This is a genomic window from Alkaliphilus metalliredigens QYMF, from assembly GCF_000016985.1.
GTDB classification, from domain to species: Bacteria; Bacillota; Clostridia; order Peptostreptococcales; family Natronincolaceae; genus Alkaliphilus_A; species Alkaliphilus_A metalliredigens.
Window position 1 is genome coordinate 1,041,859 of record NC_009633.1, and the last position, 24,650, is coordinate 1,066,508.

Consider the following 24,650-nt stretch of genomic DNA (forward strand, 5'->3'; position numbering starts at 1 on the left):
AGGGGAGGGATTTTGATGTTTGGTAAATTAGGAATGCCTGAATTAGTAGTGATTTTAGTGATTGCTCTTGTGATATTTGGTCCAGCAAAGTTGCCTGAGATTGGTAAAGCCTTCGGAAGAGGGATATCAGAATTTAAAAGTCATGCGAAAAAGATTTCAGAGGATGTAGACGAAGACGAAAAATAAGAAGAAAGGTGCTACTTAACGTAGTGCCTTCTACGTTTTTTGTTAACGTAAGGGAGGATTTTACATGGAAGACATGCGAATGTCATTGATTAATCATTTAGATGAGCTAAGAAAAAGAGTCATCATCATCAGCTTAGCAATTATCGTGGGTTCTTTAGTGAGTTATGCCTATATTGACTTGATTATCGACCTGATTGTAAAACCAGCAAAGAATCTAGAATTTATTTATTTAAGCCCTCCTGAATTGTTTTTAGCCTACGTAAAAATTTCCTTAGCTGTAGGGGCCATGATTGCCTCACCAATTGTACTCGTACAAATTTGGTTGTTTATAAAACCTGGGCTGAAGAAGAGAGAGCGTAAATATTTACTTTTTGCACTGTTTATGGGAATTGTATTTTTTGCAATGGGAACTAGCTTTGCTTACTTTATTATTATACCTATGACCATTGATTTTTTTGTGAAAATGGCTGTTGATGGGATTGCCCCGTTATTTTCCTTTGCAAACTATATTAGTTTTTGTAGTTCTTTGTTATTTTCATTTGGCTTAGTTTTTCAATTACCCCTATTAATTATATTATTAAGTCAACTGAATCTGGTATCGTCAAAAACCTTCAAAGGCTATAGAAAAATATTTGTGTTACTCATCTTCATTGTGGCAGCAGTGCTAACACCACCAGATGTTGTATCTCAAGTATTGATGGCGGGACCAATGATTTTATTGTATGAATTTAGTGTGATGATAGCTGTGATTATTGAAAAAAGAAGGCGAAAAAAGAAGAAATAAATAAGTAAAATAGAATCAAATCAAATAAGGAAAACAAACATGACAAAGGATCAAAGGACGGGATGAAATGGATTATATTAAAACAGTCACAATTCAAAAGGTCAATAATCAGGCAATGGAATCCATGGAAGATACAGTGGTTGTGGAATACCCTTTTACAATTTTTATAAATGGTGAAGAATTTATTACCTTATTATGCTCTCCAAGTGGACTTGAATATTTAGCCGTAGGATTCTTGGTTTCTGAAGGTATTATCAAGTCAAAGAAGAATATAGAAAAAGTAGTCTTAGACGAAGAAAAAGGCCATGCCTATATTGATTTGATTAGTAAAACCGACTTTGCTGAGAAGCTATCTGGTAAGAGAACAGTGACCACTGGATGTGGAAAGGGTACAATTTTTTATAATGTATTGGATTCATTAGGGACACATTCTATTAAAAGTGATATGAAGGTGAAGGCGGAGTCGATTTTAAACTTATCGAGTCTGTTAAATCAAAACTCCCAGTTATTTAAGGAGACGGGAGGGGTCCATAGTTGTGCTCTTTGTAGTGAAGACGAAATAGTCATGTTCCACGAGGATGTTGGCAGACATAATGCCTTGGACAAAATTGTGGGAGAGGCATTTTTGAAGGAAATTAGTCTAGAGGATAAAATACTGATTACCAGTGGGAGGATTTCTTCAGAAATGATTATCAAAACTGCAAAAAGAAAAATTCCGATCTTAGTATCCCGATCGGCACCAACAGATCTTTCCGTAGGAATTGCAAAGGAGCTGGACCTGACACTCATTGGATTTGCAAGAGCTAAAAGAATGAATATTTACCATGGAGAAGATAGAATCCTAATCCCTTAAGAGGGCTTTAAATAGTAGTAGTCACAATTTCCAACCTGAAAAGTAGAAGCATTACTTTCAAAGTCATTTAAACCCCTGTAATGTTTATCATTACAGGGGTTTAAATTATTTTTCATTGGATTTTCATTCAATTAAATATTCTTAAGCAATCACTTATTCAACTTTATTTGGAGCTTCTTTTTCTGGTTTTGGCAATAAGGCCTTTCGAGATAGGCCTATTTTTCCTTGGGGGTTAATCTCCATTAACTTAACTTCAATTAGGTCACCCTCAGCAAGGACATCTGCAACCTTAGCCACTCTTTCGTGGGCAAGATTAGAGATGTGAACTAATCCTTCTTTGCCCGGTAATATTTCTACGAAGGCACCAAAATCCATGATTTTGATTACTTTTCCTGTGTACACTTCGCCTACAACAGGGTCTTTAACGATGAGTTCGATCATTTCTAATGCCACTCTAGCAGATTCTTGATCCGGTGCCGCGATATAGATTGTCCCATCATTTTCAATATTAATCTTAACACCAGTCTCATCAATAATCTTATTAATGACCTTGCCACCGGCACCGATTACTTCTCTGACTTTGTCAGGATGAACTTTTAACTTAGTTACCTGAGGGGCATAGGCAGATAATTCAGTTCTAGGGCTGGTAATGGCTTCCTTCATCTTATTTAAAATATGGGTTCTTCCAATTTTAGCCTGGGCCAGGGCTGTTTCCATAATGTTTCTATCGATTCCTGCTATTTTAATATCCATTTGCAGGGCAGTAATACCATTTTCAGTACCTGCTACCTTTAAGTCCATGTCTCCTAAGGCGTCTTCCATCCCTTGGATGTCAGAGAGGATGGCAATTTGGCCTTCCTCTTTAATCAGTCCCATGGCGATTCCCGCTACCATACCTTTAATTGGCACACCGGCATCCATTAAGGAAAGGGTGCTACCACAAACACTTGCCTGGGAAGAAGATCCATTGCACGCAAGAACTTCTGAAACCAGTCGAATGGCATAAGGAAAATCCTCTTTGCATGGAATCATTGGTTTAAGCGCTCTTTCAACTAAGGCACCATGACCAATTTCTCTTCTGCTTGGACCCCTCATGAATCGAGTCTCCCCAACACTATAGGGAGGGAAGTTGTAATGATGCATATATCGCTTTTCATCTTCTTCACCGAGACCATCAATCCGTTGTGCGTCTCTTAAGTCCCCTAGGGTCGTAACCGTTAATACCTGTGTTTCACCCCTGGTGAATAAGCCTGTACCATGGGTTCTTGGTAAGATACCTACCTCGCTAGATATGGGTCTGATCTCATCTAGTTTACGATTGTCCGGGCGAATACCCTCGGAAGTAATCATTTTACGTGTTTCTACTTTAATTTGTTTTGACAGGATCGTATTAACTTCTTTTGAACGACCTTCGTATTTTTCCTCAAAATAGTCCAGGGCTTCAGCGGAAATAGCCTTGATATTTTCATTTCGCTCTGTCTTATCAACGGTTTTAATGGCATTTGCTAATTTTGTGTCTAAGAAGCTTACAACCTCGGCCAAGAGCTCCGAGTCTGTTTCCTTAACAATGACTTCAGATTTAGGTTTTCCTACCTCTGACACAATGTGTTCGATAAAAGTAACTATTTTTTTGATTTCTTCATGGGCAAACATAATGGCATCTAAGATTTGAGCCTCTGTTAATTCATTGGCCCCGGCTTCGATCATCATCACTGCATCCTTGGTCCCAGAAACGATGAGCTCTAGCTCACTAAGTTCTTTTTGTTCGCTGGTGGGGTTTACAATATATTCACCGTCAATCATACCAACTGAAACAGAAGCCGTAGGTCCCATAAATGGAATATTAGAGACAGATAGGGCAATTGAAGAACCGATCATTGCGCTAATATCAGGGGGACAATCTTGGTCTACGGATAAAACAGTGGCAATCACTTGGACATCATTATGATATCCCTTTGGGAAAAGGGGTCTAATGGGTCTATCAATTAACCTAGCAGTTAATGTTGCTTTTTCACTAGGTCTGCTTTCTCTTTTGATAAAGCCACCGGGTATTTTGCCAACAGCATATAATTTTTCTTCGTAATCACAGCTCAATGGGAAGAAATCTAGTCCTTCCTTAGGCTCCTTAGATGCACAAGCCGTAACTAAAACAAAGGTATCTCCGTATTTAATCATACAAGACCCCTGGGCAAGCTCAGCTACTTTACCAAGTTCAACAACAAAAGGTCTGCCTCCAAGCTCCATTTCAAAAGTTCTTATCATGTAAAATCACTCCATTTTCTTATTATTTTCAGTTCTATATGTAATACTCTTGTCCACTAAGTAGATAGAGAATATAAAAAATCATTATTTTAAACCTTTTCATGGGTAGGTTTATGATTTCCTTCTTCCAATATTTTATTGTTTCAATTATAACGATTTATAATCTAGGTATATTATAACAAAGTAAAATAGATAAAACAAATAAATTTACAACTCCAATGATTGAAATATGAATAAAGAAGCCATTGCTAACTAAGAAATTCCATGGGATTTTCCATTGAGAGAGAGTTTAGCTTTAAAGCGAATTACAAAAGCCTTGCTATTAGGGGGTGAAGGATGATAAAAAGCACTTATCCATTGACTTAGATAAGTGCTTCTCAAGTTATTTAATTCATTTTTTAGGACTAGTTTTTTTTACACACTGCAACCATCAGATAATACTTTTGATCCGGCTTAGGAATTTCTATTGTTCGATCAATTTGATGATACATCGTTAAATTGCTGAAAGGTTTAAGAACTTCTATGAATTCTTCCTCTTTATATTGATAAACATGAAAAGGGGAAGCACAAGGCTGATGTTTACCCTTGCCAAATGGAGTAGAGATAACCAGGGTACCACCTGGCTTGAGAAGATTATATAGATTTTTGACAAAAACCTCGTCTCCCTGGAAGTGTTCAATGGTCTCAAAGCTAATAATGGTATCAAAGGTTCCATAGGTTTGATAGAGGTTTGGGTTTAATGCATCATCAACATAGTAGGAGGTTTCCATAAAGCTATAATGTTTTTTTGCATAATCAATCGCTTCCTCCGATAGATCAATGCCTATTAGCTCGTCAATACGAGGATTTTGCTTTATAAGCATTTCGCTGCCATAACCCACCCCACAGGCAATGTCTAGAACTCTTCCTGTACAAAACTGCTTTGCAAACTGATATCGTGCAATATGTTCAATTAACATGCCATTTTTAGGATTCATCATTTCGGGTATCACTCTTTCTCCTGTGTATTCCATGTTTTTTTTCCTCTCTACAATGTATTTAATTATAATAGTCTATAATTTAACTATATTATAGCAAATGATATCATCTATATCAAATTGAAACGCAATTAAACTTGTTAAAATAAAAGTAATTATATATACTAATAATAGAATGAAATTTCAAGGAGGCTGAGAACGGTAAAGATACTGCTGAGATAATTAAAGATGAAAATGCAATTGATTATTCTTATACATCGAGATGGATGTTAAATATACAACCCTAATTGAAGGTTATTGTAAATAATTTGATTTAAAGAAAGGAAGGATAGAATGGATAAGGAGTATCAAAGGGAAGATGAGATTATGACCATAAGTGAGGTTGCTAAATATCTGAAAATTAGTGAAGTAACAACCTATAAATTTGTTCAAGAAGGAAAAATACAAGGGTTTAAAGTAGGAAGACATTGGCGAGTGAAAAGAAGTGATTTAGTAGAATTTATTGAAAAGCAAAGACGAGTCGAGCCCACTTAGTTTTCTACATCATATAAGATTTATAAAAAATAGGGATAGATTCTTTTAAGAGGATCTATCCTCAATTTATTTTTTATAGTTTAGTTAAAAATTGTACTATAAGTAAAAAAATTACAATTAATAATAAGGATTTCAGCAATACTAAGGGTGTTCAAGAAAGGAGCAACAGCATGCCTGTAAAAAATCATCGAGATTACAACAAAGAAGTAGAACGATTAGCATACACGAAAGAATATATCAAGGAGACACTCAATGCCACAGCGGAATATAGAGATCTCTATAAAGATAATATTAAAGATGCCATGGTAAACCTAGACTATCTAGACAGTAGTCAAAGCTATATCAGTGTTTTGATTAATACAAAATTCATAGAGATGGCAGATAGAAATTTTGATAACCTAAAAAGAATTAAGGATAAACCCTACTTTGCTCGAATCGATTTTAAGCCCAATGAAAGAGTAGAAGTGGATAAAGTATATATTGGAAAAACCTCACTGATGCGAGCGGAGGATGAAGTTCCTTTAATTGTGGATTGGCGTTCTCCCATTGCTAACATTTATTATGAAGGGCGGATCGGAGAGACAAGCTATGTAGCAGAGGGTGGTATACAGGAGGGGGAACTTCTTCTTAAAAGGCAATTCACCATTGAAGATGGTGAACTAAAAAATATAATGGATATTGATATTATGACCACAGATACATTTTTACAAGCCTCGTTAGAAGCTAATGCAGAGGAAAGATTAAAGGATATCGCCTCCACCATTCAAGCGGAGCAAAATCGTGTGATTCGAGCTGACATGAGTCTGCCATTGATTGTCCAAGGGGTTGCAGGCAGTGGTAAAACCACCATAGCCCTTCATAGAATCGCTTATTTTATTTATACCTATGAAAAAACCTTTGATCCTGAAAATTTTATGATTATTGCTCCCAATAAACTATTTCTTAATTATATCTCTGAAGTATTACCTGAATTAGGAGTGGGAAATGTAAAGCAAACGACCTTTATAGACTTTATGGAGGCGCTAGTTGGGAAAAAGTATAAAATGCTAGACGCCAATGAAAAATTAATGGCTTTAATTCATGGAGAAAAAGCTTCTGAAGGGAATAAATTAGAATGGTTAAAATGGGCAGCCGCCTTTAAGGGATCTATGGAATTTAAGGAGCTATTGGATCACTATATTAGAGACGTAGAAAAAGAATATATGCCAAAGGAAGATTTTGCACTACATGGACATGTCATTATTCCTAAGGAAGCCATATACCATATGTTATTACAAGAGTTTAATTATCTTCCCATTTATAAACGTACAGATGAACTTAAAAAGACATTAAGAACTCAGTTGAAGGATTTTAAGGAAAAGATTTTAAAGGAAACAGAGGAAGATTACGATAATGAGATTGAAAATATACGGTGTCGGATGGAGCCCTCGGAAGAAAGAAGACAAAAGGTCCTTCCTCTTATAGAAAAACGGGACGCAGAATTACAAGCCATAAAGAAAGATGTAAAAACCCTTGTGAACAACTATATTAAAGGCTTCCCTAAAAAAGATTTATTTGAACATTATGAAAGGCTAATGACTGACGTAACCTTAATAGAAAAATATGGACAAACAATGCTACCCGCTGGAGGAGCTCAGTATTTATGTCAACAATCCAAGGCATTGTTAGACAAAAATAAGATAGAGCTAGAAGATTGTGCACCATTAGTTTATTTAAAATATCGTATATTTGGATTTAAGGAAAAACTCGAAATCAATAGTGTTGTCATAGATGAAGCCCAGGACTTTAGCTTGTTTCAATTTTATGTATTGAAGGAGATTCTAAACACCAATATGTTTACCTTATTAGGGGATATTTCTCAAGGAATTCACTCTTATCGTGGGATACAGAATTGGGAGGATGTAATCGAGAAAGTTTTCAATGAAAGAAAATGTAATTATATAACCTTGGTACAAAGCTATCGAACGACCATTGAAGTCATGAATCTAGCAAATTCAGTGATTGCTAAGCTTATGAATCCTGGTGTTGTCCTGGCTAAGCCGGTAATTAGACATGGAGAAAAGCCTGAGATAAGGGCGTTTACAGAAAAAGAAGCATTATTAAAAAATGTACAAGAAAAGCTGCAGGAACTTAAAGGTGCGGATTATAAATCAATGGCGATTATAGGCAAGACGAAAAAAGAATGCCAAGAAATCAAAATGTATTTAGATAAGCATCAAAAAATTCACACCAGAGTACTAGATGAAAAAGAAGAAAATTATGATGCAGGGATCATGTTAGTACCCGTTCATTTAGCAAAGGGATTAGAGTTTGATGCAGTGTTGATAGCCAATATAGAGGAATGCTATCAAGAAGAGGAGTTAGATATCAAGCTTCTCTATGTTGCCATGACAAGAGCGCTACATAAACTTGATGTATTTTTTATGAAAGGTAAAATCCCTGTTTTAGATGATACCCCTCATGAGTTGTATATAAAATAATGATTAAAGTTGGATTGTTTATTGATTAAATGAATGGATGATAAAAGACACAGAGGGTTACCTTAGCCGGTGCCCTCTTAGTCTTTTAAGCACTAAGAATTTTAAAGAAGCGGTAGTGTTTCTGTTTGGAATTATAAATATTTTTCTACTTCTTCGGTAGTAAATTGTTTGATACATTCTCCTTCATTAGCTCGACAAGTTGCCTGCTGCTGATGCCCCCTCAACCAAGTGAGTAAAAGGTAATCTATTGTGTTTTGTTTACTCATTGTCATCTCTCCCTTTAAAATCATATTATTCGAATGACATGATCCATTTCAATTATAACCATTTATAATTTAATGGTATTATATCAAATAAAATGAATTTAAACAAATTCAATAACAATAAAGCTTGTTTAAACTATATTTATTAGATATAATACAAAAGAAGATGAATGGGTTTAGTATCACTTCACTTCATTCATTATAGTTCAATGGGTCCTACTGTAAGGGTCTAAATCGGGGGATACATGGCCACATAAAATTAAAAACTATGATGGACAGGAGGCAATATTAATGAATATTGAACAAATGACAATGGAAAAATTATTAGAGGCCTGGACAACAATTTCTTATAGGCTATTTAGTGGGCAACAAGATGAGAAAGCCCAACTTATTCAGCAGAGAAGAAATTTGATAAATAGGTTGCAAGCTAAAGGAGTGACAGATATCCAAATTGATGGGATGGGTAATGATCACTATGTGTTGGAATATCGTTATCATGGTAATAAAGTAAAGAATAAATTTTTCATCAATCAGTAGGAAAAAGGTAAGCATCGAATTCGATGCTTACCTTTTTTAAACGTTAAAAAAGTAGCTCTACTTGAGAGCTACTTTATTTTCATTAACCAAAGATTGATTAACCATGGTTTTATAGGTTTTGTTATATGACTTGAGAAAATGAAAGTACCTATTCAATTTTTTTTGGTGCTTCTTTTTCTGGCTTTGGCAATAGCGCTTTTCGAGATAGGCCTATTTTTCCTTGGGGATTAATTTCCATTAATTTAACTTCAATTAGGTCACCCTCAGCAAGGACATCAGCTACCTTAGCCACTCTTTCATGGGCAAGATTAGAGATGTGAACTAATCCTTCTTTGCCCGGTAATATTTCTACGAAGGCACCAAAATCCATGATTTTGATTACTTTTCCTGTGTACACTTCGCCTACAACAGGGTCTTTAACGATGAGTTCGATCATTTCTAATGCCACTCTAGCAGATTCTTGATCCGGTGCCGCGATATAGATTGTCCCATCATTTTCAATATTAATCTTAACACCAGTCTCATCAATAATCTTATTAATGACCTTGCCACCGGCACCGATTACTTCTCTGACTTTGTCAGGATGAACTTTTAACTTAGTTACCTGAGGGGCATAGGCAGATAATTCAGTTCTAGGGCTGGTAATGGCTTCCTTCATCTTATTTAAAATATGGGTTCTTCCAATTTTAGCCTGGGCCAGGGCTGTTTCCATAATGTTTCTATCGATTCCTGCTATTTTAATATCCATTTGCAGGGCAGTAATACCATTTTCAGTACCTGCTACCTTTAAGTCCATGTCTCCTAAGGCGTCTTCCATCCCTTGGATGTCAGAGAGGATGGCAATTTGGCCTTCCTCTTTAATCAGTCCCATGGCGATTCCCGCTACCATACCTTTAATTGGCACACCGGCATCCATTAAGGAAAGGGTGCTACCACAAACACTTGCCTGGGAAGAAGATCCATTGCACGCAAGAACTTCTGAAACCAGTCGAATGGCATAAGGAAAATCCTCTTTGCATGGAATCATTGGTTTAAGCGCTCTTTCAACTAAGGCACCATGACCAATTTCTCTTCTGCTTGGACCCCTCATGAATCGAGTCTCCCCAACACTATAGGGAGGGAAGTTGTAATGATGCATATATCGCTTTTCATCTTCTTCACCGAGACCATCAATCCGTTGTGCGTCTCTTAAGTCCCCTAGGGTCGTAACCGTTAATACCTGTGTTTCACCCCTGGTGAATAAGCCTGTACCATGGGTTCTTGGTAAGATACCTACCTCGCTAGATATGGGTCTGATCTCATCTAGTTTACGATTGTCCGGGCGAATACCCTCGGAAGTAATCATTTTACGTGTTTCTACTTTAATTTGTTTTGACAGGATCGTATTAACTTCTTTTGAACGACCTTCGTATTTTTCCTCAAAATAGTCCAGGGCTTCAGCGGAAATAGCCTTGATATTTTCATTTCGCTCTGTCTTATCAACGGTTTTAATGGCATTTGCTAATTTTGTGTCTAAGAAGCTTACAACCTCGGCCAAGAGCTCCGAGTCTGTTTCCTTAACAATGACTTCAGATTTAGGTTTTCCTACCTCTGACACAATGTGTTCGATAAAAGTAACTATTTTTTTGATTTCTTCATGGGCAAACATAATGGCATCTAAGATTTGAGCCTCTGTTAATTCATTGGCCCCGGCTTCGATCATCATCACTGCATCCTTGGTCCCAGAAACGATGAGCTCTAGCTCACTAAGTTCTTTTTGTTCGCTGGTGGGGTTTACAATATACTTACCGTCAATCATACCAACTGAAACAGAAGCCGTAGGTCCCATAAATGGAATATTAGAGACAGATAGGGCAATTGAAGAACCGATCATTGCGCTAATATCAGGGGGACAATCTTGGTCTACGGATAAAACAGTGGCAATCACTTGGACATCATTATGATATCCCTTTGGGAAAAGGGGTCTAATGGGTCTATCAATTAACCTAGCAGTTAATGTTGCTTTTTCACTAGGTCTGCTTTCTCTTTTGATAAAGCCACCGGGTATTTTGCCAACAGCATATAATTTTTCTTCGTAATCACAGCTCAATGGGAAGAAATCTAGTCCTTCCTTAGGCTCCTTAGATGCACAAGCCGTAACTAAAACAAAGGTATCTCCGTATTTAATCATACAAGATCCCTGGGCAAGCTCAGCTACTTTACCAAGTTCAACAACAAAAGGTCTGCCTCCAAGCTCCATTTCAAAAGTTCTTATCATGTAAAATCACTCCATTTTCTTATTATTTTCAGTTCTATATGTAATACTCTTGTCCACTAAGTAGATAGAGAATATAAAAAATCATTATTTTAAACCTTTTCATGGGTAGGTTTATGATTTCCTTCTTCCAATATTTTATTGTTTCAATTATAACGATTTATAATCTAGGTATATTATAACAAAGTAAAATAAATAAAACAAATTAATTTGCAACTCCAATAATTGATATTGGTTAATGATATAGAATATTCACAGAAGAAATGAAGCGGAGGGCATTTATAACAATAAAACAGAGGTAAGGGAGGTAAATAAGAATGGAGATTATGGGAACGAGACTTTTTCTTTATAACCTCTATTAACTATGTTAAAATAGTTAAGTGATTTTTAACCACCCATTAAAATAATGATAATAAGAGAAAGAGGTAATAAGTTGAAGTTAATCAAGAAACTAATCCATAGAGATGTAAAAAAACTAGAGGGAAGAATATTTGAAAGAAAGGCAGCTCGAGGAATTATTCTAAAGGATTCGAATATTCTCCTATTGTATACAAAAAGATATAACGATTATAGCTTTCCTGGTGGGGGGGTTGATCCTGAAGAAGATTTAATGACTGGTCTCAAAAGAGAGCTTGCTGAAGAAATCGGGGCTAAGAATATCGAAGTCATCAGTGAATTCGGATATATTGATGAATACAGACCTCATTATAAACCTGAGTATGATTTGATTCATATGCTATCATATTTCTATGTTTGCAAAACTGATGATTTTGGAGATGTAGATCTTGAAGATTATGAATTAGCAAATGGCATGTCTTCCATTTGGATTGATATCCACGAAGCCATTAAGCACAATAAAGAAGTCATTGCTAACCAAGAAACATCTATGGGATTTTCCATTGAAAGAGAGACATTAGCTTTAGAGAGAGTTGCAGAAATGTTGTTATAAGGGGATAGAGATTAATAAAAAGCACTTATCTATTAGCTTGGATATGTGCTTTTAAATTATTGCTTTTATTTTTTCCTCTCTTGCAATCATATGGTTAAATTATAATAGTTTATAATTTAACCATATGATTGGAAACTATGTCAAGTTGAACGATAACTAAACTTGTTAAAATACAAGTAATTATATATACTAATAATAGAATGAAATCTTAATCGAGAGTATAAGTAATCTATCCTTCTAAATAAAGAGGGCTACAATTCAGTGAGAGCAAAGCTCCGTGAATTCAGTCGGATTTTATAAAAAGTAGAAAAGATGATGAAAGAAATGATGTATGATACTAAACATTTCCTATAAAAGTTAAAGGACATCGCAAATAATTTGATTTGAAGAAAGGAAGGATAGAATGGATCAGGAGTATCAAAAGGAAGATGAGATTATGACCGTAAGTGAGGTTGCTAAGTATTTGAAAATTAGTGAAGTAACAACCTATAAATTTGTTCAAGAAGGAAAAATTCAGGGATTTAAAGTAGGCAGACATTGGCGAGTGAAAAGAAGTGATTTAGTAGAATTTATTGAAAGGCAAAAAAGAGACGAAAGAATTTAATTTTCTAAATCACATAAAGTTTAAAATAATAGGGATAGGTTTCTCTCCACTGTTTTGCAGTGAGAAAAATCTATCCTAATGCATGTGTAATTGGGGGAAATAAGATGAGTAAAAAAGCATTAACACAATCTAAGCCAGTATCCTCTTCTGGATTTTATGGATGGGTAATTGTAGGGATTGCTGCCCTAGGGCTTTTCTTTTCCGGTCCAGGTCAAACCTATTCCGTGTCTATTTTTATTAACTCATATGTAGAAGACTTTGGCTGGAGTCGATCTCAAGTTTCAAGTTATTACTCCATGGCTACATTATTGGCAGGATTGTTACTGCCCTTGATTGGAAGAGCCATTGACGCTGCTGGACATAGAAGGCTAATCACCATTATTTCTACGCTATTGGGAATGACCTGTCTGTGGATGAGCTTTATTAATCAACCCATGATGCTTTTCATCGGATTCATTATGCTTAGATTATTTGGCCAAGGCTCCATGACGTTGATCCCTTCCACTCTTGTGCCTCAATGGTTTGTAAGGCATAGGGGAAAAGCCTTAAGTTTAATGGCTATCGGGGGAGTGGTGGGTTCTGGCCTTTTACCTCCTCTAAATAATTGGTTGATCACCTATATGGGTGCAGGCTTTGCATGGCGCGTTTGGGCTGTTTTATTAATAGGCGTGATGGCCCCTCTAGGGTGGCACTTCGTAAGAAATCAACCAGAGGATATGGGGGAGGTTCCCGATGGTAATAAACAACTTGAAGATGAAAATAGTGACCTAAGGTATGTGACTAGGATTTCAACCAGTGAAATATCTTGGACTTTAAAAGAGGCCATGAAAACCAGGGCCTTTTGGTTCATGCTTTTTTGCATGGTGGTACCCTCTATGATTAATACGGGAATCACCTTCCATATGGTCTCCATTATGGAGACAAAGGGATTTTCTTCTTCATTTGCTGCCTGGATTTTGAGTATCGTTGCCATGACACAGTTTCCATTAACATTTGTGGCTGGATATGTGGTGGATAAAGTGAAAATTCGATATGTAAAAGGAGTTAATTTTGTTGTTTTTTTAGGGGCTATGGCGATGCTTTTATATAGTCAATCTAATTATTCCTTAGTTATTTACGCTGTGGTTCACGGAATATTTGTGGCCTTCGACTCTGTCAGTACAGGGGTTCTATGGCCTAATTATTTTGGGAAAAAAAACTTAGGAAGCATTCGTGGATTTGCCATGACGGCCATGGTTATTGGTTCAGCATTAGGGCCATTACCCTTTGGTTATGCCTATGATCTCTTTAATGGTTATTGGGAAATCCTATTGCTTATGATGACTTTTCCTATATTAGCCAGTGTAGCAGCACTACTTTCTCCAGCGCCTAAGTACAAAGAAGAAAATGCTAAGATAGACTCAAATATATAAATTAATTTGTATATTTAAAAATATATAGCTTGCTGATTTTACTGATACTTGATATAATACAATCTTGTGGCCAGTAATTAATAATAATTATTAAGTAAATATAAAATTGACTTTAGAAAAAGAACGCACAGTAATGAAAAACTTTGGTATTCATACTCATAGTTAACCTTCTCTGTTCAATGTCCAGGGATTTTTTTATGGGTAATATAATATAAGTGAAAAATAAGGAGATGGTTTCATGGTTCATATGTTTCAAAGAAATAAAAAAAGTATGTTGGTTCATTGGGTTAAGCTGTCCGGTCTGTTTGGAAAAAACAAAACAATAATTAAGGATGAGGTGCTATCTGGATTAACAGTAGCACTTGCACTGATTCCAGAGTCAGTGGCATTTGCTTTTGTGGCGGGAGTGAGTCCTATTTTAAGTTTGCAAACTGCTGTCATGATGGGACTTGTAGCGGCTATTTTCACAGGAAGACCTGGTATGATCAGCTCATCAACCGCTGCAATTTCGGTTGTATTTGCTTCGTTAATCGCATTACATGGTTTGGAGTATCTTTTTGCTACTGTCATTCTAATGGGGATCATTCAAATCGCAATTGGGGTCTTGAGATTAGGAAAGTACGCAAGGATCATACCCTATCCAGTGATGCTTGGTTTTCTTAATGGATTATCTATTGTGATGTTTTTAGCCCAATGGGCACAGTTTAAAGTAGACGAAGTCGTCATGGTTAATGGTGTTGAAATGGTAAAGAAGGTTTGGATGCCTTCTACGGATCTGATAATTATGCTTTTGTTTGTGGTATTTACCATGGCAATTATTTACTTTGTTCCTAAGTTTACTAAAGCGGTTCCATCAAGTTTAGTGGCGATTATTGTCATGACAATCATTGCAGTTGTTTTAGATAAAAGTGGTTATCATTTAAGAACTGTACAAGATTTTGCTGGGATGGAGCTAAAGGGCGGATTGCCTAAATTTTATATCCCTCAAGTTCAGATCAGCATAGATATGCTTAGGGTTATTTTTCCCTATGCATTAGTTGGAGCACTTGTAGGATTAACAGAGGCAGTGCTGACCCTCAGAGTTATTGATGAAATGACAGATACCAGAGGGAAGACCAATAAAGAATGTGTGGCACAGGGTATCGCCAACACAGTAAATGGATTTTTTGGCGGAATGGGTGGAGATGCCATGATCGGACAGTCCATTATCAATATCAAATCAGGTGGTAGGACGAGATTATCTGCAATCGTAGCTCCAATGGCACTATTGGCATTTATCATGTTTGGTTCAGCCCTAATTAACGCAATTCCCCTTGCTGGTCTTGTGGGCGTTATGTTTATGGTTGTAGTGGGAACATTTGAGTGGCAAAGCTTAAAGTATGGAAAAAAGATACCTAAGCAAGATGTTGCAATTATCCTAGTCGTTACTATAGTGACAATATTTGTAGATCTAGCAACAGCTGTCATTATAGGAGTCGTATTATCTGCATTGATGTTTGCCTGGGAAAAAGGAAAAGTGATCTATGTAAATGTTGAGAATGATGAGAATGGTTCTAAAACATATAAGATAAATGGATCCATATTCTTTGGCTCTGTATTAAATTTTAAAGATTTATTTGACATTAAAAATGACCCAGATGATATTATCATTGATTTTAAATATGCCAAAGTAATGGATCACTCTGCTATTGAAGCAATCAACTCTATTGCAGAAAAATATAATAGTTTAGGAAAAAAATTAACTTTAGTACGTTTGAGTGAAGATTGTCAGGTGCTTTTCAAAAATGCGGAAACAATCACATGTGTTAATATAGAGACTTCCATAAATCTACAATCTCAGCATCATTATGTTTAAAAAAGTAGATGTATAAGAAATAATCATAATTTGAAAAATTGTATGTGGGTTTAAACTTGTTTAAACATAGAATGTTGTATATACTAAAAAGAGAGAAAGCTCTTGAGGAGGATGTTAATGAAAGGGCTGTCAAATCAGAATACACACATAAAATCAATGTCTACTAAAACAGAGAACGCATTTGATGATAGGAAGTGTAATCTGAAGTGGAATATTAATAGAGATGGTGAGAAGGGTATCATTATCGAGGTCACAGTATACTAAAAGATGAGTGAAGTTAACACATATAGTTTTGTACACAGGGGAAAATACCAGGGTTTAAAATTGGACGTCACCGGCGTGTGAAGAGAAGCGATCTGGTAGAATTAGTACAAAAGTAAATAAGCTCGAGAGAATCTAACAGATATCTTCCTTCATAATGATAGGGTATGATCTAATATTATAGAGGAGGAAACAAAAGATGGAGATTAATGATCAGCGTTCAGTAGAGGAAGTATTGCAAGCATGGGTTAATCTTTCTTATAAACACTTTAATGGGAAAGAAAAAATCAAGGACAATGGTGAAGAACGTAGACAAATAGTAGATAGACTGAAAATAAAAGGAATTGATAGTATTGTCATAGAGGGTATGGATAATGAATCCTATCGTTTAACATATAATGAGCATCACAAAAAAAGAACGAAAAAAGTTATGATACAAAAATAAGGTACTACAACGAGGATAGATCATTTTAAAATGATCTATCCTCGTTTTTTATGGAGAGAACATGATTTTTCCGGTAAACTTTTTAAAGGAATTTTAAGGGAAATAGAGAAGGGATACATGTAAGAAATGATTAATTTACAATAAATTACAATGAATTACAATAAATTTACAATTGGGAGGTGGAAATGGTAATGGAGCAGCTGTCTAATGAATTTCAGGGACTAAGCTTTGGAGATCATATTTGCTTACTATACAATGATATGGATGGGTACAGAAAGATTGCTATTGATTACATCACCAAAGGTTTATCAAATAATGAAAAGGTAATATGTCTAACCACGATTATTCTAAGGATCTGTTGATTGAAGATTTTCAAAATATAAATATTGATGTAAATCAGTATATAGTCTCAGGTCAGCTTGTCATTTCAAATGGTAAGAACATATACTGGGAGACTACTGATTTCGATGCCAAGAAAACAGTAGCCTACTGGAAACAGAAAATAGCGGATATTAAAAAAGAAGGGTTTAGGGGTGTCAGAATACTGGCGGAGATGATGTTTGCACTATATGAAGAAGACGGTATGAATAAGTTGATGGAATATGAGCTCAAATACAATGAATTAGGCGTAGGAGATAATGAATTATATTTATGTGCTTTTGATAAAAGTCAATTCCCTGCCTATGTCTTAGAGGATATGGTAAAAAAACATAATGTACTAATCAATGTTAAGGAATTAATTAAGCCAAACCCCTATTATATAAATTACAAAAAACAACTAGAAGAATATACGGATAAAATAACAATGAGAAAATACTTATCCTTAGGCCTAAAGAATAAACACAAACCCATAAGTACCAGTCATTCTAATGAGAATAGGGGAGAGGCAATTTTAAAGCATGTGCTAAAGTCTACGGGAGATGGTATTTGGGAATGGAATGTTGAATCTAATCAAATATATTTAAACAAAAGCTTTTTACATACACTGGGGTATCAAAATGATCAAAGAACAACAAAGGCTGAGGATTTAATCAAGTTGATACATCCTGAAGATCGTTATGGTTTCAAAGAACAAGTAAAAAAATGTTGTGATAATAAAATAGAATATATTGATTATGAAATCCGGGTTAAAAGTAAAAAGGGAGAATGGATATGGTTTCGCATAAGAGGTACAGTCATAAAGAAGGATGCAGCTCATGGCAGTTCACTTAAGATGGTAGGAATGTTTATTAACATTACAGAAAGAAAAATAATAAGAAATGAGTTAAATGAAAAGATGCACTTTGAAAAGCTGAGGACCGATTTTTTCTCAAACATCTCACATGAGCTCAGGACACCCCTAAATGTCATTTTAGGAAGCTTACAGCTACAGGGCTTATATATAGCCAGTGAGAATACTAGCAAATATAAAAAAGAGTACAGTAAAGCTAACAAAAGGATGAAGCAGAATTCTTATAGGTTACTGAGATTAGTCAATAATATAATCGACATAACAAAAATTGATTCTGGGTTTTATGATATTAACCTGGAAAACTACGATATCAATATGCTCATAAGAGAGATTGTATTGTCAGTTGAAGACTATATTGAGAATGCAGGTTTACAGATAGAATTTAAGGCTAATACAAATCAAGCAATCATTGCATGTGATCCTGAGAAAATTGAAAGAATCATGCTAAATCTTTTGTCTAATGCCATAAAATTTACTGAGGCTGGCGGAAAAATAGTCGTCACTGTGAAGATGGTGCAGAACAGGATATTTATGTCTGTTAGGGATACAGGAATAGGAATTCCCCAAGAAAAGATAAATAGCGTATTTGAACGATTTAAACAAGTCGGCTCTTATAGCCATAGGAAAAATGAAGGGAGTGGCATAGGTCTTTCTCTTGTGAGGTTATTAATAGAAGCCCATAAAGGGAAGGTTACTGTAAGGAGTAAGTTAAATGAAGGTACAGAGTTTATAATTGAACTACCCAATGAAATTATAACGGAGGAAATATATGTTAAAGAAGAAGTGGTGACTAGGAGAAAGATGAATATTGAAAGATTAAATATTGAGTTTTCCGATATATATGGCTAGCTCAATTATCGTGAAGTATACATAATGAAATGATATCCAGTATAAGTGATCAACACAATTTAGTTTGTTAAATTGTGTTGATCACTTAGTTGTTTCATCCAGCGAAGCGTCTTAGACGCTCTTTTTAGATCCTAAAAAGGATATAACTGAAGCTTATTAAATAAGTAAGGGTGAAGTTGTACATTTTACAAACAGTGGTGTATGGTGGTTAAAGTAAAAAGAGTAGGGTAAAATGGAAAATGAAAAATGAAAGTAAAAAATAGGAAATGTGCAGAGAATAAGTAGAACCCTCAACAAAGGGATAATCATAATTGCGTTTTAAAGGGGTAAAGAAAGGGGCTTTGAGAGTATATGAATAAAACAAGAAAAGAAAAATGTAGTGAAAAAGATGAAGTATATTTAGAGCGGGCGCGTTCAAATGAAAGTGAATTCGTAAGAAGCATAATTCATGAAATTAGAACGCCCCTCAATAGTATTATCGGAATGGCAGAGCTAATGAGCATAACAGATTTAACATTAGAGCAACAAAACTATATAGAAACAATCCAGCTCTCGGGTCAAATTTTAATAAATACAGTTAATGATTTTCTAGAGTTATCTAAAATGGAGTTTAAAGGATTGACAATAGATGATGAAGTCTTTGAGCTGAATGAATTAATAGAAGATGTATTGAAGATTATGGATGAGAAGATTAAAAAGAAAAAGCTTCGGCTTAATAAAAAGGTAGATTTACTTTCTGAATTTCATGTAAAAGGAGATAAGCTTAGGGTACAACAGATTTTGTTGAACCTCATTAGCAATGCAGTAAAATTTACTGAGGAAGGAAAGATCGAAGTTATTTGTGAGATAGCCCATGAAAGAGAAGAGATCGTCGAGATTCAATTCGAAGTAATTGATACAGGTGGCGGGATTGCTCCCGAGAGCATCGATATAATTTTTGATCCATTTACTCAAATCAACAGAACTGAATCCCATGAGGGTACAGGATTAGGATTGTCCATCTGCAAAAAACTAGTAGAGCTAATGGGTGGAGAAATTGGTGTAGAGAGTCAGTTAAGGAATGGCACACGATTCTGGGTTAGGATTCCCTTAAAAAAGGCTGTAAATGTTCTAAAAGAAAAAGAGAAACTTGATTACAATTTTTTAAATAAAAACAGTCAAATTCTTAAACAAGAGCAGGTCGATAGTAAGAAAAGAATTCCCACAATACTGGTAGCTGAGGATGATTTATTAAACCAAAAAATAATTTCGGCTCAATTAAAGGTCTTAGGATATGACTTTGAGATTGTGAGCGATGGTGGAGAAGTCTTAAGGGCTCTTGGGAAAAATCATTATGATTTAATTTTAATGGATTATCATATGGTAGGGATAAATGGACTCAAGACAACTGAAATGATTCGAAAAATGGAAGAGAAAACCCAAAGACATACGATGATTATTGCGTTAACTGCCAGTGCAATAGCAGAGGCGAAACAAGAAGGAACCAAACGAGGAATGGATGACTACTTAAGTAAACCGATAAATTTAAACGAGCTCAGTGAAAAACTTAACAAACACTTGCGGAGGGCTCAAGACATACACATAAAAACGGCCAAGGATTCGGCAGCCTTTTCTCCTGAAGAACCCCAATATGACGCTATTGATGTTCGTTTGCTAAAGGAAATTTTAGAAGACAACAATGATTTATTATATGAAATAATAAAGGAGTATTTAGCTGAAGCAAAAGAGAAAATCAAGCTTTTAACAACCTACATTGCTTCAGAGAATAAGCAAAATATCAGGTATATTGCACATAATCTCAAATCCTCCAGTGGATATATGGGAGCTGAAAAATTATGTGGGTTAGCAAAAGAAATGGAGTTCATTGCCAATAAGGAAACAAATTCCATAATGGAGATGAATGTGAAGCTTGAGGAAATTAAAAGTGAATTTTTAGTTGTAAGTGGCCAGCTGGAGGGCTTGTTACATGGAAAAACCTAGTGTCTATACATAGACACTAGGTTTTTCTTAAGCGATACCCCACACCCCTGATGGTTTCAATTAGCTGGTTATCTGAGTCGTCTAACTTTTTTCTAAGAGATGAAATATGCATATCAATGACCCGTGTTTCCGAAACAAAGGATTCGCCCCAAAGTTTTGTCAAGAGGTCATCTCTTGAGAAAACTTTTCCTGGATGAGTTACGAATAAAAGTAACAATTCAAATTCTGCAAATGTCAAACTGATAAGCCCATCGTCTTTCTTCACTTCTCTAGTGGTAATGTCTAATGTAATACCCGAAATAGATCTACTGGTGTTATGGGAACGAATTGTATTTTGAGCTCTACGCAAACAGACATTTATTCTTGCGATGAGTTCTCTTTTATGAAAAGGCTTTGTAATGTAGTCATCAGCCCCCATTTCAAGAGCAATGACTAAATCTAACTTATCATCATTACTAGTCAAAATGACAACGGGAATATCACTATGAATCGAATGGGAGCGAACGGTTTTTAAAAGTTCTAATCCATTGCAGTCAGGCAGAAATAAGTCTAAGATGATTGCATCAATATCTTTATGATTAGATAAGAGATCTAGGGTCATAGCACCATCTTCTGCAGAGAGTACCTGAAATTGATGTTGCTCCAACGTATGTCTAATGAGTCTTTGTGTTGTGGGATCGTCCTCCACCACGAGAATGCTTTTGTTTTGCATAGCCTTCCAACTTTCCTGATGAAATTTTCGCTATAAGGATACCATTAAGTTTAGTTCAGCGTAAAGGTGGTGTTTAAACAACTTGATTTACGTAAGCTGATTGGAATGATATTGCAACATACTACATTATATATTATTCGCATTATATTCCTAGGGTATCCACACTATTTTTACCATATGTTTACGCTAAATTTACAAAATAGTACAACAAATTTACATAGATGGGATAAGATGAAATTATAATGACAATAGTCATTGCAAATTATTAATCGGCCAATACTTAGTAAAAATAGTTGGATTAAAACTAAGGGGGAGATTACTGATGAAGAGAGAAATAGAACTAGAACAAAAGATAAAGCTACTGAAGAAGGAATTGTCGAAATATACAGAGAATAAAGACGTTTTTTTAACTCCAAAAATGTTGAATATCAGTAAAAAAATTGACGAATTCATTATTAAATACGGTAAATTTGAAGATGAAGAAGAAGAAGAGGATTAACAATACATGAAAAATAGGATTATCTTAGAAAAAAAAGACCTTTGAGCACGGTATTGTGTTTGGAAGTCTTTTTTATTTTGTAAAACTTGTATTATTGATGCGGCTATTTTAAGTGCCACATCCGAGAAAAATTTAAAAAGCTAGAAGGAAATAAGCAATTGATATAGAATAATACAATGTTATGCAAAAATGCCGACCAATGGCATATAATGAAACTAGAGAAATGTCAACATGGAAGAAGGAGTAGATGTTTTGTGCTAATGGATTCAGTGAAGGTCGGATTTAAAAAAGGAATTGAAACCACATGGATGCTAGCTAAGGTCATCGTTCCTGTTTACTTTATCATTACTTTTTTGCAGTATACTCCAGTCATCGATTGGATAGCAGAAACATTCAGACCCATAATGGCGCTTTTTAATTTACCAGGAGAAGCTGCAATTATTTTAGTCTTAGGGAATGTTTTGAATCTTTATGCTGCAGTGGGAGCCATGAGTGTGATTCAGCTCTCTACCCTAGAGATTACTACTATTGCAATTATGCTTTCCTTTTCGCATTCACTTTTAATTGAGACAGCGGTGACTAAAAAGCTAGGAATTGGTGTCACAAAGGTTGTTTTAATCAGGGTGGGGTTAGCAGTGGCAACAGGAATCGTGTTCGGAAGGGTGGGGATGTTACTATGATGGAGATATTGAAAGAAGCTGCCTCGGGAAGTTTTAACTCGGTTTATAAGATTGCCATTATTATTATGCCCATTATGATTACATTACAGATTTTAAAGGATTATAAAGTACTGGATAGGATCACAAAACCCTTCGGATTTTTATCTAAAATATTTAAAACCTCCGATGAGTCAGTTTTACCCCTGCTGGTAGGATTGATATTTGGCCTTTCCTATGGTGCAGGTGTCATTATTCAGACTGCTAAGGAAGGAAATTTATCTAGACGTGACTTGATATTAATTACAGTGTTTTTAGCCACATGTCATGCTGTTTTTGAAGATACGCTGATTTTTGTGGCAGTAGGAGCAAATGGGTTTATTTTGTTGGGGGTTAGAATTGTGGCAGCCTTTATACTAACCTATATTTTATCTAGAAGGTCTGGGCTAGGAGAAATAAAGACATCTGAATCATTAGAAGAAGTAAAGTTGTCAGCCTAGTTTTACTGAAAGTAATTGTTGACAACATAAAAGAATCATGATATTTTAAACTTAAATTGAATATAATCTTCAGGGCAGGGTGTAATTCCCGACCGGCGGTAAAGTCCGCGAGCCACAATGTGGTTGACTTGGTGAAACTCCAAGACCGACAGTAAAGTCTGGATGGAAGAAGAACAGTATATGTAGTGTATCACTTTACCCTTAGGGGAAAAGTGTATATATTATGCTATTGATTGCTATTTCAAGCTCTGAAGGAAACCCTTCAGAGCTTTTTAAGTGCTTGAAATTTAAGTGCGCTATGAGTCGATGCGATAGCATCAGACGAATTTTTTAATGAAATATTGTTAATAGCTAATAATAGTTAAAGGAATACATATTGCTCCTAAGGACGAAGTCAGATTTGAAGCATATGTGAAAACAAGGATAGGATGATCCATAGTCAGTAATCGGAAAATGAGGTGTTCAAGTGCACAACCAATATATGAGAAAAGCCATTGAATTAGCAAAAAAGGGGACTGGACACACAAATCCCAACCCATTGGTAGGGGCAGTCATCGTAAAAAACAATAAAGTGATTGGTGAAGGCTACCATCATTATTATGGAGGCCCACATGCAGAGGTTGATGCTTTTAACAATGCAACTGAAGATGTGAAGGGGGCAACGATGTATGTCACCCTAGAACCATGCTCCCATTATGGGAAAACACCACCCTGTGCAAAAGCCATTGTAGAGAAGGGGATTGCCCAAGTGGTAATTGCCATGAGAGATCCTAATCCACTGGTGGCGGGAAATGGGATTGGGATTTTGAGAGAAAGTGGAATTGAAGTCATATCAGAAGTTTTGGAGTCTGAAGCAAAAAATCTAAACGAAATTTTTGTGAAATATATCACCACTGAAATGCCCTTTTGTATTTTAAAAACCGCCATGACATTAGATGGCAAGATTGCCACTGCCACAGGAGATTCTAAATGGATCACCAATGAGGAGTCAAGACAATATGTTCATGAGATCAGACACCAGGTATCTAGTATCATGGTAGGCATCGGTACAGTTTTAGTAGATGATCCACAATTAACAACCCGATTGCACAATCAAGAAGGCTCAGACCCCATTCGAGTGATTGTAGATACTGAGGCTAAAACGCCACTATGGGCTCAGGTGTTACAGCTTTCTTCGAAGGTGAGAACAATTATTGCAACAACTGAAAAGGCTGACCCTAATAAAATAAAAGCCCTGGAAGAAAAGGGTGCTGAAGTCATCATAATCCCTCTTAAAAATAATCAAGTGGATTTGAAGTGTTTGATTCAACAGCTAGGGGCTAAAGGAATAGATAGTGTCTTGATTGAAGGGGGAGCCACTTTAAATGACAGTGCATTGCAGGAAGGAATCGTAGACAAGGTTGTTTCCTTTATTGCACCTAAGATAGTAGGTGGCGCCAAGGCCAAAACCCCAGTAGGGGGAGACGGAATTAAATATATGAAGGATGCAATTCAGTTAACAGATATTCAAGTAAGAAAATTTGGCCAGGATATTATGATTGAAGGATACTTAGGAAAGGGAGAATAG

Annotated in this window: 25 protein-coding genes and 1 riboswitch; of the genes, 20 read left to right on the forward strand and 5 right to left on the reverse strand. The window is 35.7% G+C overall.

All coding sequences use genetic code 11. From position 1 onward, the window contains the following. Positions 1 to 15 precede the first annotated feature (15 nt). The 3 genes from AMET_RS04935 (at position 16) to fdhD (ending at position 1,823) form a co-directional block, all read left to right on the forward strand. On the forward strand, positions 16 to 186 hold the full coding sequence (locus AMET_RS04935; RefSeq protein ID WP_012062257.1) for a twin-arginine translocase TatA/TatE family subunit: 171 nt from the start codon (positions 16 to 18) through the stop codon (positions 184 to 186). 64 nt (positions 187 to 250) lie between these two features. Then, positions 251 to 970 (forward strand): twin-arginine translocase subunit TatC, encoded by a 720-nt coding sequence (tatC, locus tag AMET_RS04940; protein WP_012062258.1) that lies wholly within the window; start codon positions 251 to 253, stop codon positions 968 to 970. Positions 971 to 1,037: 67 nt separating this feature from the next. Beyond that, positions 1,038 to 1,823 (forward strand): formate dehydrogenase accessory sulfurtransferase FdhD, encoded by a 786-nt coding sequence (gene fdhD / locus AMET_RS04945; RefSeq protein ID WP_012062259.1) that lies wholly within the window; start codon positions 1,038 to 1,040, stop codon positions 1,821 to 1,823. A 153-nt stretch (positions 1,824 to 1,976) separates the two neighbouring features. On the opposite strand, the gene AMET_RS04950 is transcribed toward fdhD, so the two are convergent. Together AMET_RS04950 and AMET_RS04955 are read right to left on the reverse strand one after the other, a co-directional pair. Then, positions 1,977 to 4,085, reverse strand: coding sequence for a polyribonucleotide nucleotidyltransferase (locus tag AMET_RS04950; protein ID WP_012062260.1), 2,109 nt, complete (start codon positions 4,083 to 4,085; stop codon positions 1,977 to 1,979). A 404-nt stretch (positions 4,086 to 4,489) separates the two neighbouring features. Continuing rightward, on the reverse strand, positions 4,490 to 5,098 hold the full coding sequence (locus AMET_RS04955) for a class I SAM-dependent methyltransferase (RefSeq protein WP_012062261.1): 609 nt from the start codon (positions 5,096 to 5,098) through the stop codon (positions 4,490 to 4,492). A gap of 297 nt (positions 5,099 to 5,395) precedes the next feature. On the opposite strand from AMET_RS04955, the gene AMET_RS04960 reads away from it, so the two are divergent. Together AMET_RS04960 and helD are read left to right on the forward strand one after the other, a co-directional pair. After that, the gene (locus tag AMET_RS04960; protein ID WP_012062262.1) at positions 5,396 to 5,596 is read left to right on the forward strand and encodes a helix-turn-helix domain-containing protein; all 201 of its coding nucleotides are present in this window, start codon (positions 5,396 to 5,398) and stop codon (positions 5,594 to 5,596) included. A gap of 170 nt (positions 5,597 to 5,766) precedes the next feature. Then, complete coding sequence (gene helD, locus AMET_RS04965) at positions 5,767 to 8,076, forward strand: RNA polymerase recycling motor HelD (RefSeq protein ID WP_012062263.1); 2,310 nt, start codon at positions 5,767 to 5,769, stop codon at positions 8,074 to 8,076. 131 nt (positions 8,077 to 8,207) lie between these two features. Here the strand turns inward: helD and AMET_RS26800 are convergent, their stop codons facing one another. After that, positions 8,208 to 8,342 (reverse strand): hypothetical protein, encoded by a 135-nt coding sequence (locus tag AMET_RS26800; RefSeq protein ID WP_278184235.1) that lies wholly within the window; start codon positions 8,340 to 8,342, stop codon positions 8,208 to 8,210. A 288-nt stretch (positions 8,343 to 8,630) separates the two neighbouring features. Between AMET_RS26800 and AMET_RS04970 the strand changes: the two genes are divergently transcribed. Then, positions 8,631 to 8,876 carry a hypothetical protein gene (locus tag AMET_RS04970; RefSeq protein ID WP_012062264.1) on the forward strand — a complete coding sequence of 82 codons (246 nt, stop codon included), beginning with the start codon at positions 8,631 to 8,633 and terminating at the stop codon, positions 8,874 to 8,876. Between the two features lie 148 nt (positions 8,877 to 9,024). Here the strand turns inward: AMET_RS04970 and AMET_RS04975 are convergent, their stop codons facing one another. Continuing rightward, positions 9,025 to 11,133, reverse strand: a complete 2,109-nt coding sequence (locus AMET_RS04975) for a polyribonucleotide nucleotidyltransferase (protein WP_012062265.1) — start codon at positions 11,131 to 11,133, stop codon at positions 9,025 to 9,027. Between the two features lie 430 nt (positions 11,134 to 11,563). Here AMET_RS04975 and AMET_RS04980 point away from each other — a divergent pair, with 430 nt between their 5' ends. The 10 genes from AMET_RS04980 (at position 11,564) to AMET_RS05010 (ending at position 20,716) form a co-directional block, all read left to right on the forward strand. Continuing rightward, positions 11,564 to 12,079: an NUDIX domain-containing protein gene (locus AMET_RS04980; protein ID WP_012062266.1), complete on the forward strand. Its 516-nt coding sequence runs from the start codon at positions 11,564 to 11,566 to the stop codon at positions 12,077 to 12,079. A gap of 403 nt (positions 12,080 to 12,482) precedes the next feature. After that, the gene (locus tag AMET_RS04985; protein WP_012062267.1) at positions 12,483 to 12,683 is read left to right on the forward strand and encodes a helix-turn-helix domain-containing protein; all 201 of its coding nucleotides are present in this window, start codon (positions 12,483 to 12,485) and stop codon (positions 12,681 to 12,683) included. Between the two features lie 104 nt (positions 12,684 to 12,787). Next, positions 12,788 to 14,095 (forward strand): MFS transporter, encoded by a 1,308-nt coding sequence (locus AMET_RS04990; protein WP_012062268.1) that lies wholly within the window; start codon positions 12,788 to 12,790, stop codon positions 14,093 to 14,095. A 238-nt stretch (positions 14,096 to 14,333) separates the two neighbouring features. Then, positions 14,334 to 15,950: a SulP family inorganic anion transporter gene (locus tag AMET_RS04995; RefSeq protein WP_012062269.1), complete on the forward strand. Its 1,617-nt coding sequence runs from the start codon at positions 14,334 to 14,336 to the stop codon at positions 15,948 to 15,950. Positions 15,951 to 16,067: 117 nt separating this feature from the next. Continuing rightward, on the forward strand, positions 16,068 to 16,214 hold the full coding sequence (locus AMET_RS26425) for a hypothetical protein (RefSeq protein WP_242661390.1): 147 nt from the start codon (positions 16,068 to 16,070) through the stop codon (positions 16,212 to 16,214). A 59-nt stretch (positions 16,215 to 16,273) separates the two neighbouring features. Continuing rightward, entirely contained in the window at positions 16,274 to 16,330 is a 57-nt protein-coding gene (locus tag AMET_RS27180) for a hypothetical protein (protein WP_242661458.1), read from the forward strand. An 80-nt stretch (positions 16,331 to 16,410) separates the two neighbouring features. After that, on the forward strand, positions 16,411 to 16,656 hold the full coding sequence (locus AMET_RS05000) for a hypothetical protein (protein WP_012062270.1): 246 nt from the start codon (positions 16,411 to 16,413) through the stop codon (positions 16,654 to 16,656). 185 nt (positions 16,657 to 16,841) lie between these two features. Beyond that, positions 16,842 to 17,018 (forward strand): MEDS domain-containing protein, encoded by a 177-nt coding sequence (locus AMET_RS26805; RefSeq protein WP_157047158.1) that lies wholly within the window; start codon positions 16,842 to 16,844, stop codon positions 17,016 to 17,018. Beyond that, positions 17,015 to 18,736 (forward strand): ATP-binding protein, encoded by a 1,722-nt coding sequence (locus AMET_RS26810; protein ID WP_207636413.1) that lies wholly within the window; start codon positions 17,015 to 17,017, stop codon positions 18,734 to 18,736. The genes AMET_RS26805 and AMET_RS26810 overlap by 4 nt, the downstream gene beginning before the upstream one ends. Before the next feature lie 351 nt (positions 18,737 to 19,087). After that, on the forward strand, positions 19,088 to 20,716 hold the full coding sequence (locus tag AMET_RS05010; RefSeq protein WP_012062272.1) for an ATP-binding protein: 1,629 nt from the start codon (positions 19,088 to 19,090) through the stop codon (positions 20,714 to 20,716). 16 nt (positions 20,717 to 20,732) lie between these two features. Here AMET_RS05010 and AMET_RS05015 read toward each other — a convergent pair whose 3' ends face one another. Then, on the reverse strand, positions 20,733 to 21,428 hold the full coding sequence (locus AMET_RS05015; protein ID WP_012062273.1) for a response regulator transcription factor: 696 nt from the start codon (positions 21,426 to 21,428) through the stop codon (positions 20,733 to 20,735). Between the two features lie 322 nt (positions 21,429 to 21,750). Here AMET_RS05015 and AMET_RS24850 point away from each other — a divergent pair, with 322 nt between their 5' ends. From AMET_RS24850 to ribD, 4 genes are all read left to right on the forward strand, one after another. Then, on the forward strand, positions 21,751 to 21,927 hold the full coding sequence (locus tag AMET_RS24850) for a Spo0E family sporulation regulatory protein-aspartic acid phosphatase (protein WP_012062274.1): 177 nt from the start codon (positions 21,751 to 21,753) through the stop codon (positions 21,925 to 21,927). Positions 21,928 to 22,187: 260 nt separating this feature from the next. After that, positions 22,188 to 22,607 (forward strand): nucleoside recognition domain-containing protein, encoded by a 420-nt coding sequence (locus AMET_RS05020; RefSeq protein WP_041721401.1) that lies wholly within the window; start codon positions 22,188 to 22,190, stop codon positions 22,605 to 22,607. Next, positions 22,604 to 23,083 carry a nucleoside recognition domain-containing protein gene (locus tag AMET_RS05025; protein ID WP_041720370.1) on the forward strand — a complete coding sequence of 160 codons (480 nt, stop codon included), beginning with the start codon at positions 22,604 to 22,606 and terminating at the stop codon, positions 23,081 to 23,083. The genes AMET_RS05020 and AMET_RS05025 overlap by 4 nt, the downstream gene beginning before the upstream one ends. A 61-nt stretch (positions 23,084 to 23,144) precedes the next feature. Further along, a riboswitch (FMN riboswitch) is annotated at positions 23,145 to 23,261 on the forward strand. A gap of 288 nt (positions 23,262 to 23,549) precedes the next feature. After that, positions 23,550 to 24,650, forward strand: coding sequence for a bifunctional diaminohydroxyphosphoribosylaminopyrimidine deaminase/5-amino-6-(5-phosphoribosylamino)uracil reductase RibD (ribD, locus tag AMET_RS05030; protein WP_012062277.1), 1,101 nt, complete (start codon positions 23,550 to 23,552; stop codon positions 24,648 to 24,650).